This is a genomic window from Mammaliicoccus sp. H-M34 (genome assembly GCF_022386495.1).
Taxonomy (GTDB): domain Bacteria; phylum Bacillota; class Bacilli; order Staphylococcales; family Staphylococcaceae; genus Mammaliicoccus; species Mammaliicoccus fleurettii.
Genome location: NZ_JAJNIK010000010.1, coordinates 19,779 through 36,420, shown reverse-complemented (window position 1 = coordinate 36,420; position 16,642 = coordinate 19,779). Strand labels below are relative to the sequence as shown.

The following is a 16,642-nucleotide window of genomic DNA, read 5'->3' as shown; positions in this document are numbered from 1 at the left end:
TTACGGACATTTCTCAGAATTATGTCCCTTACAGCACCTCTTACGGACATTTCTCGGAATTATGTCCCTTAGCACCCTTCTTACGGACATTTCTCGGAATTTTGTCCCTTATTCCTTAATCTCTTAATCCCTTATCCTCTTAACCTATATTTGCCTCTCACTATAAATTAAAAAAGCCTTCCATCAGAATTATGTCTAATGGAAGGCTTGTTATTTTTATATGATTATTTATCTTTATTAATCATACGTTCTATTAAGTGGTTAACTTGTTCGATATTCTTACTTTGTTGGTTCAGTATGCTCATTATATTTTCATTGTCAGTTTCTGAATGTTGTTGTTCTTCTGTTTTATTGTTGTACTGACTTAAGGCGTTATATAACACTTCATCTTTTGAAGCTGAATCTATATTATCGTATAAGTCTTTAGTTTTTGGACTGACTTCAATTGTACTTACATTTTTGTTTTCTGTCGTTTGTTCAACGCTATTATTTTCACTTAATGCGTGTCCTTCAATATCTATTTTAGGTAAAATTGTGTTTAACCAGTTTGGTAAGTACCATGATGCTCTGCCAAATAATTTTGTTAGTGCTGGTATAATAGTCATTCTTACAACAAAGGCGTCGAATAACACACCAAATGCTAATGCTATACCCATAGATTTAATCATTACATCATCTTGGAATACGAAACCTATAAATACACTGAACATAATTAATGCTGCTGCTACTATTACAGGTCCACTTTCTTTTAGTCCTACTTTAATAGATTTTGTATTGTTCATTGTACGTACATATTCTTCATGGATTCTAGACATTAAGAATACTTCATAGTCCATTGCCAAACCAAACAGCAACCCTATCGTGATTACGGGTAAGAATGCTAGCAACGGTCCTGTTGTATCTACTCCGAATAATCCACTCATAAATCCATCTTGCATAACAAGCGTCGTAAATCCTAACGTTGCAGCAAGTGATAATACGAATCCTAGTACTGCTTTAAGTGGAATGATTATAGATCTAAATACTACCATTAATAATACGAATGCTAATAATATAATTACACCAGCAAATAATGGTATTGCTTCGTTAAGTTTTTCTGACATGTCTATATTAATAACACTTTGTCCTGATATTTCAGTACTTAAGTCATACTTATCTTTAGAGTCTGAATTATAATCTCTCAAATCGTGTACTAGATCATATGTTGATTCTGCATTTGGTCCTTTTTCAGGAAGTACTGTAACAAGTGCATAATCTTGATCTTTATTTAGTTGAGGTGGTGTAACTGTTTCAACATTTTTAATATCTTTAACATCTTTCATTAATCCTTGTAAATCTTTTTGTAAGGCTTTTTGATCATCTTTTTTATCTGAAGTATCTACAAGCATTACGATTGGTCCATTGAAACCTTCTCCAAAATCATCAGAAATAATATCATATGCTTTTTTCTCAGTTGAAGTATCAGGTTTCATACCATTATCAGGTATACCTAATCTCATATGCGTAACTGGAAGTGCGGCTGCTAGTAATATTACTAGTCCAATGAGTATAGCAATCCACGGTTTTCCTACTACAAATTTCGACCAAGGAGTATCTAAACTCTCATTAGAATGAATTTTGCGTTTCTTTGGATGTATTTGTTTATGGAACACACTGATTACTGCTGGAAGTAATGTAATGGAACTTAATACTGCAAATACAACACTTAATGCAGATGCATATCCCATTATAGATAAGAAATCAATGCCGACTAATCCAAGTCCACATACGGCAATAACAACTGTTACCCCCGCAAAAATAACAGCACTACCTGCTGTTCCTAACGCTAAGCCGATTGCTTTAACATGATTTTGCTCAGTTTTAATAATTTGTCTATATCTAAATAATATAAACAGTGCATAATCAATTCCTAATGCGAGTCCTATCATTACAGCTAATGAAAGCGTAACGTTTGGAATATCAAATGAATATGTTAGTAACGCGATTGTACCTATACTAGAACCTAATCCAACTAGTGCACTAATTATAGGCATTCCTGCAGCAATTAATGATCCGAATGTTACAAGTAATACTACGAAAGCAATAATAATACCAATTGCTTCAGAGCTACCTCCAACTTCAGTATTTGCGTTTAAAGCGTTACCTGTAAGTTCTGTCTGTATGTTTTCATCGTCTAAAGGTTTCATAGCATCTTTGACTTTATCTACAGAATCAGATTTTATAGATGTTTGAGAAACTTTATAATTGATATCTGCAAAAGCAGTTGTTTGATCTTTATTTATTTGTTTATTTTTATAAGGATCTGTAATTTCTTTTATATCATCATCTTTATCCTTAGCATCTTTTAATGCATCTTGAATTTCTTTCATTGCTTTTTTGTCTGTAATACCTTTTTTATCATCACTTTTAAAGACAACCCGTACATTTGCCTTTTCACTATCTTGATTAAATTCCTTTTCAATCTTATCGTTCGTATCGATTGACTTAATACCATTCATTGTAATGTCATTATCGAAAGTGGGTTTATTAATTGCTAATGGTGTGATAATGCCCGCTAAAACAACAACCCATATAATAATTGTTAACCATTTATGTTTAGCAATAGATGATCCTAATTTAAATAAAAAATTAGCCAAAATACTTCCTCCCTTAAATCTACTCTATAGTTTATGCATACAGTGTATACAACATAACGCTTATGGTATCATGTCAAAATGCTTCTAAAAAGAGATAAAATCCTAAATGTGTATACTTTGTCTACACTTTTTAAATAATGTAGAAAAGCCGTTTACTAAACGTTCACATTTAGGATTCTAATTTTTTATAATAATAATAGAATTAAGGCGATTATTGCAGGTCCACCTTGCTTTAATATAATGGATTTCGAACTTGTAAGACTGCCATATACTGCTGCTACAATAATAAATATTAACAATAAAGCTACAAATTCTTTCGGATTTGATGATAAAAATGCCCCGTAAAACAAAGCTATAGCTAACAAGCCATTATATATACCTTGATTTTTCAGAAGGACTTGAATATTTTTATCTTTTAATACTTGTTGCTTTAAATTGAAAGTTTGTGATGTTTTTTTAGAATCCGTCGCAATCGTTTCTAAATACATAATATACAAATGTTCAATTGCAACAATAACTACAAAAATAGTTGCTAGTATATGCATAACAATACTCCTTTAGAGAACAATTTGATTTTCTTTTTCATGTATCATTTCAATAATCTCATTCTTCTCGTTCATAACAGCTACTTTTGGTGCATGCGTTTTTGCTTCTTCATCAGTAACTTGAACATAATTCATAATAATAACAATATCATCTACTTGAACTAACCTTGCTGCAGCACCATTTAAGCAAATTTTGCCACTGCCACGTTCACCTTCAATAACATAAGTTTCAAGGCGCGCACCATTATTGTTATTAACTATAGCTACTTTCTCATTTGGCAAGATATCTACTGCATCTAAAATATCTGCATCTATCGTAATACTACCTACATAATTTAAATTGGCTTCAGTTACTCTAGCACGATGAATCTTCCCGTTCATCATAGTTCTAATCATCGTATTCATCTCCATATTTATATTTATATACTCGTTATTATCATACAATGATTTTATAATCCGTCAACTATTAAATCTTAATATTACTTTTTAGTGCCTATAGAACAAAATAGTGCGTACTTACCTTTCACTCTATATAGCATTATACTAATCTATACATTAATAAAAAGGAGTTTTGAATATGAATTACACAAAGTTTCATAATGGAAATAGTATGCCAAGCGTAGGTTTAGGTGTTTTTAGAGTAGAAAATAACGACGTAGCTAAAGATGCAGTCAAACACGCTATTCAATCTGGATATAGAAGTATCGACGCAGCATTTATATATGGAAATGAAGTAAAAGTCGGCGAAGGTATTGCTGAAGGTATAAAAGCAGCTAATATTACAAGAGAAGATTTATTTATCACATCTAAAATATGGATAGATGACTATGGAAAAGACAATGTACAAAAAGCATATGAAAAATCATTAAACTTACTAGGTCTAGATTATTTAGATTTATATTTAATGCATTGGCCAGGTACAGATTTAGATTTACTATTGAACACTTGGGAAGGTATGGAAAACTTATATAATCAACAATTAGTTAAAAATATTGGCGTAAGTAACTTCAATATCGATCATTTAGAAATTCTAATCAATCAAGCTAATGTTAAACCAGTATTGAACCAAGTAGAATTTCACCCATACTTAACACAAACAGAACTAAGAAACTATTTAAGCAAACACGAAATAAAAATGGAATCATGGTCACCACTTATGAATGCAGAAATTCTACAAGACGAAACAGTAAATCGTATTGCTAAAGAAATAAATAAATCACCAGCACAAGTCATCATACGTTGGAACATCGACCATGACGTTATCACAATACCAAAATCAGTAACACCATCACGTATAGAAGAAAACTTCGAAGTCTTTAACTTCAGTTTAAACGATAATCAAATCAAGAGATTAGATGCACTTAACGAAAACAAACGCATAGGACCAAACCCAGCAGAATTTAATGGTTAAGTTATTGATAAGCGTGAACCCTTGATTAAGACAATCATTAGTTGCACTTCTCTTACGTTGTGTGAGTATGGATGTCCTTGCTTACACTTCTTCTGACTTGTGTGAGTATGGATGCCATCTCTGATAACTACTTTTATAATAATCTTTTAAAATAATATAAGCTTTACCAATATAAGAGTCTAGGACAAATAATTTGTCCTAGACTCTTTTTCCATTTTTTTGATTTTTCTGTTATACACAAGCAAATTATATATTTATTTGTATTATACAATTATTATTGCAATTTATTATTTTAATAAAATACATATGATTTTTTACTTATTATATTGCTTTACTAGTTAATAATTTGGTATTATTTAGGAGAAATATATTTTTCCCAATAAACCTTCAACAAATGCTTAAAATTTGGAAATACTTTATTTTAATCAATAAGCTAACAACAAAGATATATACATTTGGAAAAAAATTAAATAACCAGGAGGATATTATGGAAAAGATTATGCATTACGAACTATTAAAAAAAGACATTTTCAACAACATCTTTGATAAAACACAACTAAAAAGAATGGACATTCTTACTTTATATTATATAGAACAAATGAATGAGGATGAAATATACGTTAGAAAGCTTCGAAAACTAATGTTTGAACCATCTTCTTCTGAACTAACTGGTGCAATTAAAACTCTCGAAGAATTAAATTACTTTAAAAAAGTAAGAGATCCTTTAGATGAACGTTCTATTATATTGAAAAATATTGATTATGAAGCAATTAATAATACATTACGTACTTGCAAAGAAATCACAATCGATCATTTACGTAAGGTCAATTCAGAAGATGACAAAACACTTTTATAAATATCAATGAAATAAGAAATAGATTTCAGCAATAAATCTATTTAATTGAAAATAAACCTTTTCTTATATACGCTTTAATAGTAAACATTTTCTATTAGAGAGGAAGTTCAAATATGAAAGTAGCAATTATTGGCGCGAACGGAAATATTGGAAAACATCTCGGAAAAACGCTAGCTGAACGCGGTGATGAACCTATTGGATTTATACGTAAAGAGGAACAAGCTCCAGAACTCAATCAACTTGGCGTGAAAACGGAACTAGCAGATATTATAAAAACAGACGTATCAGAATACACTTCTAAATTTCAAGGTATTGATGCATTAATATTTACTGCAGGTGCTGGTGGTGCTGGTGTCGAACTCACAAAAGCAGTTGATGGAGACGGCGTTACAAAAATGATTGAAGCTGCTGAACAAGCTGGTATCAAACGCTTTATACTCGTGTCTGCATTTCCAGATGCTGGTAGAGGTATGAATATATCTGAAAGCTTCGAATTCTATATGAAAATGAAAAGACAAGCCGATGTAGAATTAGCACAATCTGCATTAGACTGGACAATTCTTCGTCCAGGCACGCTTACTAACGATGAAGCAAATGGACAAATAACGCTTGGTTACGCAATCAGCTACGATGAAATCCCAAGAGATGATGTCGCAAATGTAATTGTAGAATTACTTAACCAGCCAAACACTTCCCATAAAATATTAGAGCTTACAAAAGGTAAGACACCTATTCAACAAGCAGTAGAAAAATACAGCAATTAACACCAAAACACCACGAAGTAGGAATGTTCCCTTCCTTCGCGGTGTTTTATTATTTTATTTTACTGTAAACAGCGTCTTTCCAATATATAATTAAGTTCATTATTAATTTATTTCACTTGATTCTTTTTTGTTGTATTCGTTGAAGTTAATGAAGGTAAAGCCAAAACTTTGTTAAGTACTATGTTAATGAGTTATATAATTTTAAATACCTTCTTTGCTGGTGGTTTTATAAGAAGTACTACTAAGACAATTGGGGCAATAATGAAAAATAGAGATTAAACGCTAGAAAAATTGAACAAAGATAAAAGAAATTTCCAACAAACAATCCTGAACACAATTTGATAGTGTTCAGGATATTTTTATGTTGTTAAACAGTTTTATAAATATTGATGTATTCTTTATGTACCCTATTGAAGTTACAAAATATTAAAACATTATTTTGAATTATCCAGAAAATTGAATGAAATAGAAACTTGTGTATTATCTGAAAATTGTGTAAAATTTTACCAAAGATTACTTTGAATGCCTCCTGTTAATTTATTTAGAAAGTAGGTAAATGCCTTATGAGAAAATTATTGAATTTCATCATGACGATAATCGCATTCTTATTAATAGCGTGTTTGCCTGCTTTTTTTGATGATCAACGTTTTAGTTTCTTGAACTATCTTAAAGCGTTACAGTCGACGTTTTTATACATATTTCATCCTCAGGATATTATATTTACAAATAAAATATCACATGTTGAACGCAGTTTATTTCCGTTCTTTATTGAACCTTGGATAAATACTATTGTGATTTTATTTTCAGCACTATTGTTAGCTTTTATCGTATCTTTATTATTTATATACCTTCTATATGTCAATGAACATATTAAAAAATGGTATTTAAAAATTAATACGGTTTTATCTATTATTCCAGATATTTTTTATATACCTTTTTCTATTTCATTAGTGATATTATTTTATCGATATACAGATATTCTATTGTTTAATATAGCAAATAGTTCAGAGGATAAAGCTTTATTATTCCCTATTTTAGTGCTATCCATTATACCTTTTGTGAGTAGCGTGACATTTTTAAGTAGTATTCTAGATGATGTATCTCGTACGGATTATATTGAATTTTCTAGAGCGAAGGGTTTATCAAATGTAGAACTATACTTTAAGCACATATTAAGGAATTTGTTTGCATCATATTTAATCAATTTTAAACATATTATCTGGATCACCTTTTCAAGTTTGTTACTCTTGGAAAGAATCTTTAACATGCACGGTTTGTCATCATTTATATTTGATTATAGATCACCAGAAGTATTATTTGTCACGTTTATATTGATTTATGTACCTGTATCTCTCGCCATATTTATGAGTCATAAAGTATTATTTACGATCACTGGCGTACGGGGAGGGTTATCATGAAGAAATTTTATATGCTATTAACGTTACTTGTCTTACCTGCACTAGTTGGTATTATTTATTTTGACTTACTAAACATCACGCCTAAACCTATGAACTTTCTATACAATTCTAATGGAGATATCATGAAAAGCTCACCATTTGCACCTAGCTTTAAAGCTTTATTTGGTGTTGATGCTGCTTCTAAAAATATGTTATTTGAAGTGTTATCTGGATATCGTATCACTGTACTGATTATCATGATCATATCAAGCTTATCGGTTCTTTGTTCGGTTGTAATTGGCACTTATTTAGCATTTAATCGCAAAACAACAAGTATTTACAGCGTCTTTTCTAATGCTTTATTTTATATTCCTCAATCCATATTGGCGTATATCTTATTACAACCTTTACTATATGAAACGATAGATGGCTTTACGACTACTATGCAATTTAGAATTATCTACAATATCATCATTCTGACAATCTTAATGACACCAACGACAACCATGCTGATAAAAGAATCAACCCAACACATATTAAATAAAGACTATATCGATGCTGCTTATACCATTAGTCCTAATAATAAACATATTTTTATCAAACATGTATTACCTAACATCCAAACTCAATATTTAATCATATTTTTGAGAATATGTTTTCAAACCTTGCTTGTCATGACACACCTAGCCTTCTTCAAAATATTCTTTGGAGGTACAAAAGTTTGTTATGGTCCAGCATGTGAAATTATAGAACGACCAAGCATAAATGACTTAAGTAGTTTATTAGGATTTCACTCAAACGAGCTAACAATAAATTGGTGGACATTCTATGCACCTTTATTAGGCATATTATATATATTCATCATTATCAATTTATTGGCGCGAACGGAAATATTGGAAAACATCTCGAAAAAACACTAGCTGAACGTGGTGAAGAACCTATTGGAGTTATAGATAAAGAGGATCTAGCAAATATTATAAAACAGACGTATCAGAATACGCTTCTAAATTTCAAGGTATTGATCCATTAATATTTAATGCAGGTGCTAGTGTTGAACTCACAAAAGCAGTTGATGGAGACTGCTTTACTAAAATGATTGAAGCTGCTGAACAAGCTGGTATCAAACGCTTTAAACTCCTGTCTGCATTTCAAGATGCTGGTAGAGATATGAATATATCTGAAAGCTTCAAATTCTATATGAAAATGAAAAGACACTGAATACTTTTACAGTAGACAGCGTCTTTCCAATATATAATTAAGTTCATTATTAATTTATTTCACAAGATTCAAAAAATAATACCCAAGCAAAATATCATTATATTTTGAAAGATAAGATATACTTATAATAAATATGAGATATAAATTTTAAGGAGGAGCATCATGTTAAAAATAAGTGTATTAGATCAAGCGCCAATATCCAAAGGCAGTAATCCTGAAGAAACGCTACAAAATACAATTAAATTAGCTAAATGGACTGAATCGCTAGGATACTATCGATATTGGGTAGCAGAACATCATAATACAAGCGGTTTAGCAAGTTCTTCTCCTGAAATTTTAATGACACAAATCGCCGCTTCTACTCATAAAATTCGAATCGGATCTGGTGGTATATTACTGCCACAATATAGCCCATATAAAATCGCAGAAAATGCTAAAACATTATCAGCTTTGTACCCTAATCGTATCGACTTAGGGTTTGGCAATTCACCCGGTGGTTCTCCTATCACTCAAAAAGCATTAACAGATAATCATATTAAACCTAAAGAAGACTTTTATAGACAAGCATCAGATTTACAAGGATTCTTGCACAACACACTATCTAGAGATCACGAATATAGACTCGTAAAAGCAGGACCACGAATAGATAACCCACCAGCAATGTGGTTATTAGGACTTACTGAAAATGGAGCGAAAAATGCAGCACAACTAGGTATTGGATTTGTATTCGGACATTTCATAAATCCTAAATACGGTAAAATAGCCATGAAACGCTATAATAATGATTTCGTACCATCAGTAAATCATAAAGAAGCGACAACAATCATTTGTATATTTGTAGTCTGTGCAGAAACCGACGAAAAAGCAGAAGAACTCGCAATCACACAAGACAAATGGTTATTAAACGTAGGAAAAGGATTAGGCACAAAAGTACAACCACGAGAAGAAATAAATATTGAAGAATACACAAAAGAAGAATTAGAACAAATAGAAGAAAATAGAAAAAGATGTATAGTCGGTTCACCAACAACAGTCAAAACAGAGCTACACAAACTAGCAGAATTCTATCAAACAAATGAATTTATGATCATTACAAATATATATGACTTTGAAGATAAAAAAAGATCCTATCAACTAATCGCAGAAGCAATGTTGAGTGACAGTTAAAGCAATTGTTATAGAGCGTTGGATTAATATTAGTTCCTGTGATGGCTAACTGGCAGAATTTCGAATTATGCTCCTTAGACAACACCCTCTTACGGTCATTTCTCGGAATTTTGTCCCTTACAGCACCTCTTACGGACTTTTCTAAGAATTTTGTCCCTAACAACACCCCTTACGGACATTTCTCGGAATTTTGTCCCTTACAGCACCCCTTATGGACATTTCTCAGAATTATGTCCCTTACAGCACCTCTTACGGACATTTCTCGGAATTTTGTCCCTTACAACCACTCTTACGGACATTTCTCAGAATTATGTCCCTTAGCACCCCTCTTACGGACATTTCTCAGAATTATGTCCCTTACGCTTTCTCCACTCTAACTTTACTATTCATCTAGATACTGAATACGAGCTGTTTGTATTGCGATGATATCAATAACAAAACCAGCCAACAAAGTTTGAGAGTTTGTTGGCTGGTTTATGTAAAGTTAGATTCAATAAATGAATTTAGCTTTTTTATCTATATAAAACTATTTAATGCAAATGCTATTAAGAATGCTACTACGGACAGAAGTGTTTCCATGACTGTCCATGTTTTGAATGTTTCTTTTACACTTAATCCTAAGTATTCTTTTACCATCCAAAATCCTGCATCATTCACATGTGATAACATTAGTGAACCTGCTCCAGTAGCAATAACGAGTAACTCTAAATTTACTCCGGATAAATTCTGTATTATTGGCGAAACGATTCCAGCTGCAGTAGTTAGTGCAACTGTAGCAGATCCTGTAGCTACCCGAATTAGACCAGCTACTAAAAATGCTAATAATAGTGGAGATAGTGATAAATTCTCAGTCATTTGAGCAATTGTTTCTCCTACTCCTGTTTCTATAAGAATTTCTTTAAATCCTCCTCCAGCACCAATAATTAATATAATTGAACCTATTGGTAAAATACATTCTTCTACTATTTCTTTAATTACATTTTTATTCATGCCTTGCTTAAATCCAAGAAAATAGAAAGCTGCAAAACATGATATCAATAGCGCTATAACTGGGCTACCTATAAATAACAATGTGTTTTTAATTAAATTAGGTAAGTCACCTAAATATGGTGTAACAATTGAAAGTAGCATTAGCAGTACCGGCAACACGATTATAAAGAAGGATACTGAAACACTTGGAAATCCAGTTGTTTTATTGCTAACTTTAATAATATTTGGTGAATTTTCTGGTATGACTCTTTTACTAATAAACTTACCAAATAGTGGACCAGCAATAATCGCAGTTGGTAAAGCTATGATTAATGAATATAATAATACTTTACCTAAATCAGCTTCATATATACCTATTGCTGTCATTGCCCCAGGGTGAGGTGGAACAATTCCGTGAACTATTGATAAACCTGCTAACAATGGTATAGCTATCAGTAATATATTCTTTTTAGTAGTTTTGTGTATGGATATTACTAATGGTAATAAGATAACAATACCTACTTCAAAGAATACTGGAATACCAATAATGAATCCTGAAAACAGCATAGCCCAAGGTAATTTCTTTGGACCTAATTTTTTAATTAAGAAATCAGATATTTGCATACCTGCCCCAGAATCAGACATTAATTTCCCTAAAATAGTCCCTAATGCTAATATGCCGACTAAATGTCCTAGAACATCTCCAACACCCGTCTCATATGCAGTAACAATTTTGTCTGGAGACATGCCTGCCATAATTGCTAAGAATAATCCTGCAACCGTTAAACTGATAAAAGCATGCCATTTCCATAATGCAACCCCTAAAATAACAATCACAATTGAAAGTAGCGTAATGATTAATAAATATATATTTGAATCCATCATTTTCCCCCTATTATGTTAGCGCTACCATTTAATCACAAAAGTTAAAGCATCAATTGTTTAAACTGATGCTATATTTTTTCAACTTACTATTATAATAACCAATACTATATTCAACTGTATCACCATTGTAATCATAAGATTGTCTTTCTCTTACTAACAACGAAACAGATTTATTAAGTTCTAAAAATTTAGTAGCCGCTTGATCTTCTTTCACTGAGAAAGAATCTTCTGTATTTTTTATTTCAATACCCGACTCTTCTAAAATTTTGTAAATTGATAAATCATTATTTTTCTTTTGATCCTCATAATTACTCAGGCTATTTAAAGGATATGGTAAATAATGATTGAATAAAATATATGGTGTATTATTTAATAAATATACTCTTGTAATTTTATAGGCATTTTCACCGAACATGTTATATAATTCACTATTTTTTTCGTTTCTAATTACAGCTATATCTTTAATAATCTTTTTGATTTCGTTTCCTTCTTCAACCAATTTTTCTGTAAAGTTCTTATTTTTAGTAACTTTATTAAATGGTTTATGGCTTATTACTGTCGTACCTTTTCCACTTTTTTTCTCTAAATAACCTAAAGCAACAAGTTCTTTAATCGCTGCTCTTACAGTCACTTTACTTACATTAAATTCTTTTTCAAAATCAGTTTCCGTAGGTATATGATTACCTACTGTGTATATTCCATGGATAATTCTATCCTCTATAATCTGTTTAATTTGTAAATATAATGGTCCTTTTTTTGATGATAATATCGTCATAAAGCATTACCTCTCTATATCATTAATTTCATTACTCATGACTTTTATTATATCATCTGCACTAAATAATGGGGTATCACCTGATATTGTATGTGCAAAAGAACATGATGCAGTTGAAAACTCAACTATTTCTTGTGGTTTCATATCAGATAGCTCGCCGTGGATGATACCGCATGTATATGCATCTCCAGTACCAATTCTATCTAATATTGTTACTTCATAATTTTTCGAATAATATATTTTATTGTTTTTAAATAAATATCCTTTTAGCACATTATGGCTATTATCTTTAATAATTCTTTTAGTCCCTGCAATTATAGGAATATTATATTTTTTTGAAACAATAGGTAGTACTTCTTCTAACTGTTCTTCTTTAGTTTCTTTATCAGAACCTATGCCTAAAGTATAAATAGCATCTTTTTCATTCATTAACACTATGTCCGCTTCATTTAGAATTGTTTCATAATAAGGTTTCGCTTTCTCATTCCCATTATCACCCCATAAAGATGGTCTGAAATTACAGTCAAAAACAACTAACACGTTATTTTGTTTTGCCGCTTTTACTAATTCAAGAATGTTTTGTCTCATCATTTCATTCATTGCTAAAGAAATACCACAAATATGAAGCACGTCTATATTTTCAAGAATGTTATCTATCTTATATTGTGAAAGTTCTACCGTATTAAAACTACTTTCTTTTCTATTTGTATACGTAACATTGCTAGGACGATTACCATATCCCTCTTCTAAAAAATACATACCTAGATTATTATGACGTTTCAAAATATAATCACTATTAATTCCAAGTCTTCTTATTGCACTTATAGAAGTAGTTCCGATTGAATTATCAGGTACTGAACTAATTAAACTCGTTTGATAACCAAACTGTGATAGTAATCCTGTTACATTAACACCAGTACCTGTAAAACTATAATTTAACGTGTCAGCTTGTCTTAATAGCATATTATCTGGTACGGTTAATCGCATCATAATTTCTCCGTATGCAGCTATATGTTTATTCATATAAATCAACTTTTTCTTTAATCTTATTATTAAGCCATTTGACATCATCAAGCTTCGTTAAACCAGTCTCTTTATCAATAATAGAAGAATATACGTGAGGTATAATTTTAGGAACATTATTTTTCAAAGCGATATCTAATATTTCTTCAAAGTTGTCTAATGTAATGCCACCTGTTGGTTCAAGTCCAAATTGTTCTTCACCACATGCTTTTGCGACTAATTCATATTCTTCTTTAGTTTGAAGACCCTTCATTGGGAAGAATTTAATTGATGATCCACCCATATCTTTTATTAAATTAATTGCTGATTTAATTGGTACGATAGCATGTTCTTCACCTGCACTACTATAAGGTCCTGTTGATATATTTACATATCCAGGTTTACCTGTTGGAGAAACCAATGCATTAACCCAAGTATCACTCCCTGAATTAGCAAATGTTTGACCTACACTTGTGAACACTTGATTGATATGAGAACCTTGATAGTTTTTAGCAATTTGAGATACTATTTCAGCTTGTTTATTATCACCTGCACCTAAACCAATAGAAATCGCATCATCTACGCCACTTCCAAATTCACGCATCGCTTCAACTGCATGATTAACAGTGTCAAAGTCTTTTGATAGAACTCCAATGATTACATTTTTTTCTGCAACATTATAAATGTCTTCTATGTTTTCTTTGCCTTTAGCTAATACATTTAATGACACTCTGTTTTTATAAAATCTTTCTAATATTTTCATTATATTTCTCCCTCCAATATTTTAACTAATGTATTATAAATAATATCAATTTCATTTTCTTTTAATGGTCTTGGATCAATATCAAAAAATCCTTGTTTAATACCGTAATCTCTTGTATATATAGCGATTTCAGCTCTCTTCATCTTGTTTACAACATCTTCTGCTGATAAATTAATTACTGACTGATCTATTTGAACACGACTTCTATATATTTCTCTACCAGCTTCATCTTGAACAATCGATATATTTATTCCTTCATAATTATTAAGCGATTCTAGCTTTTTTAATTCGGCTTTTTCATTTTGGGAATTATCTACTTTTTCATAGTATTCATCAATTGCTTGTAATAAACCAAATATGGATTCTTTGCCTACTTTCATACTTCTTCCTATAAAGTGCAACTGTACTTTAAGTGATTCAATTAAGTCTTTTTTACCAGCTACAATTCCTGATGTTGGACCTTGTATTGCTTTTGATCCGCTATAAATTGCTAAATCAGAACATTGAACATATTTCTCCAAATCTTCTTCTGCAGCTGCATCAACTATCAATGGAATATTGTTTCTTTGTGCTACTTCATATATTTCTTCTACTGACACCATATTTTTTTGAACTGCATGATGTGACTTAACGTATAAAATAGCTGCTGTATTTTTATTTATTGCAGATTCTACATGCTCACTTTTACCTTCATTTGCATATCCAACTTCTACTAGTGAACCTCCACCTAAATAAACCATTGTTTCTATTGGTGCACCGTATTGTACGTTATGTCCTTTGAATAAAATAATTTCATTTTGTTCAATATCTTGATTATGCAACAGTTGACTCTTCCTTTTATCACCTTTAGTTACAACCGAAGCTATTGATAGTGCGATGCCGCTTGATGCTGAGTTTACAACTACCGCATCTTGAGCATTTATTTTATCAGCAATATAGCGTCCGGATTTATCTACTAAATCTGCAATTTCAACATAATTTTGCCCACCGAATTTCATTGCATTCATAACTGAATCTGTTGGAGAAGAAACCCCTAATATACTCATTCTTCCACTAGCGTTTATGACTTTTTTCAAACCATATTTATAATTTAATGAATTCTCCATTTGCTAATACGCCTCTTTCTTTTATCAATTTTGATCCTTGCATTACTTTTCTGTCTGAATCTATAAATTCAACTTCTTTATCAAGAACATCAAATATTGTTAAGTTTGCAATATCACCTTCTTTAAGTTCCGATAAGTAAGCTTTATTAATTATGTTTGCTGGATGTATTGTAACTGCATTAATTACTTCTTCTAATGAATAACCTAAATTCAAGAATTTTGATAATACATTAGACAAGCTAAACACAGGACCTTCTAATCTATTTTTCTTATAAATATCTGAACTGATCGTATTAAAATGAATTTTGTTTTCTTTTGCTATTTTAGCTACTTGAAATGAGAAACTAGCATTACCATGTCCAACATCTAAATTAACCCCTCTATTAATAGCATCTAATAAAACATCAAGTGGTTTATTTTTGTCATCAAACAGATTGTTGTCTTTACCATTTAAAAAGTGTGTAATGATATCACCTTTTCTTAATAAAGGAATGACTTCTTCTATTTTGGGAGGTGCTGAACCTATATGAGTCATAATTGGTAAATTTAATTCATCACTTAATTCAATAGCTTTTTCTAAAGGAATTGTTCCATTCCCTTTAACGACACTACTACTAATTCTCGATTTAAGACCTATAATCATCTCTTTGTATTTTCTAGCAGCATTCATACATTCATTTGCATCAATCCAATCTAAATTAGATAATTCATCAATTCTTTCTAATCCTATCTTAGAAATATTTAAAAAAGAAAAGACATTAGTCTTACTCTTTAATGCTCTATCATATAGTTCATTAATTCTGTTTGCTCCACAACTTCCTGCATCTACTATTGTTGTTACACCTTGGTTAATACCAATGTCATCTATGTTATCGCCATAAGGAGTGAAATCTGAAAATGCATGGACATGTAAATCAATCCATCCAGTTGAAACGACTGAATCATCACCTTTAAATATAATTTCACCGTTAAGAGAATTAGGCTTATCAATTTTTTTAAGTATGCCTTTCTCTATTAAAATATCTACTCGATTCCCCTTTGTAGTTGCGATATTTTGAATAATACCTGAACTTTTCAAAAACGATCACCTCTTTAAAAAAGATTATAACATTATAATGTTTAGAAACACAACTCATTAAACATTATAA

16 protein-coding genes are annotated in these 16,642 nt (G+C 31.0%); 7 read left to right on the top strand and 9 right to left on the bottom strand.

All coding sequences use genetic code 11. The features are described from left to right. Nucleotides 1-224 precede the first annotated feature (224 nt). The 3 genes from LQ608_RS11045 to panD form a co-directional block, all read right to left on the bottom strand. Nucleotides 225-2,636, bottom strand: coding sequence for an MMPL family transporter (locus LQ608_RS11045; protein ID WP_239751931.1), 2,412 nt, complete (start codon nt 2,634-2,636; stop codon nt 225-227). A gap of 185 nt (nt 2,637-2,821) precedes the next feature. Continuing rightward, the gene (locus tag LQ608_RS11040; protein ID WP_107509457.1) at nt 2,822-3,181 is read right to left on the bottom strand and encodes a DUF1304 domain-containing protein; all 360 of its coding nucleotides are present in this window, start codon (nt 3,179-3,181) and stop codon (nt 2,822-2,824) included. Between the two features lie 12 nt (nt 3,182-3,193). Beyond that, nucleotides 3,194-3,577 carry an aspartate 1-decarboxylase gene (gene panD / locus LQ608_RS11035; protein ID WP_078358065.1) on the bottom strand — a complete coding sequence of 128 codons (384 nt, stop codon included), beginning with the start codon at nt 3,575-3,577 and terminating at the stop codon, nt 3,194-3,196. A 181-nt stretch (nt 3,578-3,758) separates the two neighbouring features. On the opposite strand from panD, the gene LQ608_RS11030 reads away from it, so the two are divergent. The 7 genes from LQ608_RS11030 to LQ608_RS11005 all read left to right on the top strand — a co-directional run bounded on the left by LQ608_RS11030 (nt 3,759) and on the right by LQ608_RS11005 (nt 9,994). Further along, nucleotides 3,759-4,592, top strand: a complete 834-nt coding sequence (locus LQ608_RS11030) for an aldo/keto reductase (protein WP_239751929.1) — start codon at nt 3,759-3,761, stop codon at nt 4,590-4,592. Nucleotides 4,593-5,079: 487 nt separating this feature from the next. Further along, a complete protein-coding gene (locus LQ608_RS11025; protein ID WP_078358063.1) occupies nt 5,080-5,448 on the top strand; it encodes a transcriptional regulator, SarA/Rot family in 369 nt (122 codons plus the stop codon). A gap of 113 nt (nt 5,449-5,561) precedes the next feature. After that, complete coding sequence (locus tag LQ608_RS11020) at nt 5,562-6,212, top strand: SDR family oxidoreductase (RefSeq protein WP_078358062.1); 651 nt, start codon at nt 5,562-5,564, stop codon at nt 6,210-6,212. 563 nt (nt 6,213-6,775) lie between these two features. Next, entirely contained in the window at nt 6,776-7,630 is an 855-nt protein-coding gene (locus tag LQ608_RS11015) for an ABC transporter permease family protein (RefSeq protein WP_239751927.1), read from the top strand. Next, complete coding sequence (locus tag LQ608_RS11010; RefSeq protein WP_239751926.1) at nt 7,627-8,529, top strand: ABC transporter permease subunit; 903 nt, start codon at nt 7,627-7,629, stop codon at nt 8,527-8,529. Before LQ608_RS11015 ends, LQ608_RS11010 begins: the two co-directional genes overlap by 4 nt. Nucleotides 8,530-8,701: 172 nt before the next feature. Further along, nucleotides 8,702-8,827, top strand: coding sequence for a hypothetical protein (locus LQ608_RS12510; RefSeq protein ID WP_275583099.1), 126 nt, complete (start codon nt 8,702-8,704; stop codon nt 8,825-8,827). 162 nt (nt 8,828-8,989) lie between these two features. Beyond that, the gene (locus LQ608_RS11005) at nt 8,990-9,994 is read left to right on the top strand and encodes an LLM class flavin-dependent oxidoreductase (RefSeq protein ID WP_239751924.1); all 1,005 of its coding nucleotides are present in this window, start codon (nt 8,990-8,992) and stop codon (nt 9,992-9,994) included. A 516-nt stretch (nt 9,995-10,510) separates the two neighbouring features. Here the strand turns inward: LQ608_RS11005 and LQ608_RS11000 are convergent. From LQ608_RS11000 to LQ608_RS10975, 6 genes are read right to left on the bottom strand one after another with little or no spacing between them, the layout of a single operon-like run. Further along, nucleotides 10,511-11,845 (bottom strand): GntT/GntP/DsdX family permease, encoded by a 1,335-nt coding sequence (locus LQ608_RS11000; protein ID WP_208143559.1) that lies wholly within the window; start codon nt 11,843-11,845, stop codon nt 10,511-10,513. Between the two features lie 52 nt (nt 11,846-11,897). Further along, complete coding sequence (locus tag LQ608_RS10995) at nt 11,898-12,623, bottom strand: GntR family transcriptional regulator (protein ID WP_239751922.1); 726 nt, start codon at nt 12,621-12,623, stop codon at nt 11,898-11,900. A 6-nt stretch (nt 12,624-12,629) separates the two neighbouring features. Then, nucleotides 12,630-13,646 (bottom strand): sugar kinase, encoded by a 1,017-nt coding sequence (locus tag LQ608_RS10990; protein ID WP_239751920.1) that lies wholly within the window; start codon nt 13,644-13,646, stop codon nt 12,630-12,632. Continuing rightward, entirely contained in the window at nt 13,639-14,391 is a 753-nt protein-coding gene (gene dagF / locus LQ608_RS10985) for a 2-dehydro-3-deoxy-phosphogluconate aldolase (protein ID WP_239751980.1), read from the bottom strand. The genes LQ608_RS10990 and dagF overlap by 8 nt, the downstream gene beginning before the upstream one ends. Beyond that, nucleotides 14,388-15,494 (bottom strand): DgaE family pyridoxal phosphate-dependent ammonia lyase, encoded by a 1,107-nt coding sequence (locus tag LQ608_RS10980; RefSeq protein WP_239751918.1) that lies wholly within the window; start codon nt 15,492-15,494, stop codon nt 14,388-14,390. Before LQ608_RS10980 ends, dagF begins: the two co-directional genes overlap by 4 nt. After that, complete coding sequence (locus LQ608_RS10975; protein ID WP_239751916.1) at nt 15,472-16,572, bottom strand: amidohydrolase/deacetylase family metallohydrolase; 1,101 nt, start codon at nt 16,570-16,572, stop codon at nt 15,472-15,474. Before LQ608_RS10975 ends, LQ608_RS10980 begins: the two co-directional genes overlap by 23 nt. Nucleotides 16,573-16,642: the final 70 nt, after the last annotated feature.